1 protein-coding gene and 1 pseudogene are annotated in these 1,705 nt (G+C 53.3%); both read right to left on the bottom strand.

What is annotated here, in order from left to right:
* Positions 1-371, bottom strand: a pseudogene (locus V7680_RS15595) (copper resistance protein B); the annotation flags it as partial.
* Positions 368-1,705: copper resistance system multicopper oxidase (locus tag V7680_RS15590; RefSeq protein ID WP_335654168.1), on the bottom strand; the 1,338-nt coding region annotated here is incomplete at its 5' end. The gene V7680_RS15590 and the pseudogene V7680_RS15595, both read right to left, overlap by 4 nt.

Genomic DNA, 1,705 nt, shown 5'->3' with positions numbered 1-1,705 from the left:
ATATTCTCTTTGCCGTAAAACTTGTCTGCTGCGTGGTCGGGGCCTGAAAATGCTTCAGGCGGCGGCTGGTTCACAGGCGGCATATCCTGCATTGAACCCATGTCAGGAGACATTCCGTCCATGGAATCCATTTTGTTGCTGGCGGGGTCCGCCGTCTGGCCATGGTCCATTGGCTTCCGTTTTTGCCCGTCACTTTCCGGTGCGTTTTCCGATGTGAGATCATCTTCCGTCTGAGGCATCTGCATGGGCGTTTTTGGAGCGGGCTCGGTTTTGGCCGGCTCTGTCATCGGCATTTGCATGTCATGGCCTTGATGTTGCGCAAGGGCTGGTCCAGGAACGGTCAAAAATGCGATTGCTGTGATATATTTCATGCCGCGTCTCCATCCAGAGGACGAACGGTTACGACTTGAAACATTCCCGCTTCCATATGGTAAAGCAAATGGCAATGAAATGCCCAGTCACCTGGTTCGTCAGCTGTGAGATCAAACTGAACAAATCCGCCGGGTAGAACATTGACGGTATGTTTGCGCGGCTGGTTGGATTGTCCGTTTACAAGCTCGAAAAAATGGCCGTGCAAATGGATAGGATGTGACATCATTGTATCATTGACCAGCTTCACGCGGACGCGCTCGTTTCGTGCAAAGCGGATAGGATCGTCGGTGACTGCGGAAAATTTATTCCCGTTGAGCGACCACATATATCGTTCCATGTTTGAAGTGAGATGAATTTCCAGCTCTCTGGATGGTCTGCGGCGGTCCTTGCCAGGTTCAAGCGCGACTAGGTCGGTATATACCAGCACATCATGCTTCACATCATCAAGGCCCAATCCGCGATCACCAATCCGGTCGACTGGCATGGGCGCGACCGTGGCCACTCCTGGTCCGGTTCCAGATTTTGGCGGCAGTTTGCGGGTATCGCGCATATTCATGGATGCGGCACTGCCGCTCATGTCCATTCCGCTCATGTCTGTGCTTCTGCCCATATCCATACCGGGCATATCCATCCCAGCCATATCCGTGCTTCCAGGCGCCTCGGTGCCGTGACCCATCGCAGCATGGTCCATCGGCTTGTCATTCGCCATAGGAGCGGTTTTCGCTCCCATTGCGCCCATGCCCATGTCTTTCATTGTCAAGGTTGGTCGTTCGCGAAGTGCTGGAAGCGGCACGACCATGCCGGCAGCGGGTGCCAAGGTTGCGCGGGCCATGCCTGAGCGGTCCACCGACTCCCCGATGATATTGAATGCCTTGTTTTCCGTAGGCGTCACAATGACATCATATGTTTCTGCTACAGAAATTTGCAATTCGTCGGTTTGCACCGGAACAACATTTTGACCATCAGCCTGGACGACTTCGAGTTTTAGTCCGGGTATTCTCACATTGAAAATCGACATCGCAGAAGCATTGACGATGCGCAAACGCACGCGTTCACCGGGCCGAAACAGCCCGGTCCAGTTTTCCTGCGGGCCATGACCGTTGACCATATATGAATAGGTTGATCCGGTTACGTCGCTGATGTCGGCAGCCGACATCCTCATCTTGCCCCATTTCAGGCGTTGCTCCAGCGATTGCCCCTCTCCCGCCAGAAGACTTGCAAAGGTCTGTTTGTCATAATTGAAATAGTCAGACTGCTGCTTGAGCTTTTTCATAATCATGTGTCCGCCCAGCGGCGACCAGTCTGACAGAACCAGCATATATTCCCGGTCAAA

It is taken from the genome of Parasphingorhabdus sp. (genome assembly GCF_036963705.1).
Lineage (GTDB): Bacteria > Pseudomonadota > Alphaproteobacteria > Sphingomonadales > Sphingomonadaceae > Parasphingorhabdus.
Note: the sequence above shows the minus strand (reverse complement) of the source record. Positions and strands in the feature narration are given on the sequence as shown.